We start from the raw sequence: 345 nt of genomic DNA, 5'->3' as shown, positions 1-345 counted from the left end.
GTCGATATGATAAGTATTGCTTATGACACAAGGGAGTAAAACTGCTGGGAAGCAGACGACGGGTCTTTGCCCGCACATTTCATCTGTCCTTTCCTGATCATGTGCATTACCTCGATGCCGCCGAGAACACCCTCGCACGGTGGAAGTTCTTGAATCCCAGCATCGGCCGGGTCCGGCGTTTGATAGCCCGATGGTCCTGTTCGACAATGTTGTTCAGGTTGAACCGCCCCGGGTTTTCCGGAGACCGTTTTGCTTGCGTCATGCCACAGTGACAGACTCAGCGAGATTTGCATAGTAAGCGGCTTCTGCCTCGGCAGGTGGAATGTTGCCGATGGGGCCGAAGAG

At 54.2% G+C, this 345-nt stretch carries 1 pseudogene; it reads right to left on the bottom strand.

The features are described 5' to 3' along the window. Positions 1-20: 20 nt before the first annotated feature. A pseudogene (locus AB3X89_RS40380) lies at positions 21-217 on the bottom strand (DDE-type integrase/transposase/recombinase); the annotation flags it as partial. Positions 218-345: the final 128 nt, after the last annotated feature.

Source organism: Paraburkholderia sp. BR14320 (genome assembly GCF_040948665.1).
GTDB lineage: Bacteria > Pseudomonadota > Gammaproteobacteria > Burkholderiales > Burkholderiaceae > Paraburkholderia > Paraburkholderia youngii.
This window is presented reverse-complemented; position numbering and strand designations above follow the sequence as displayed.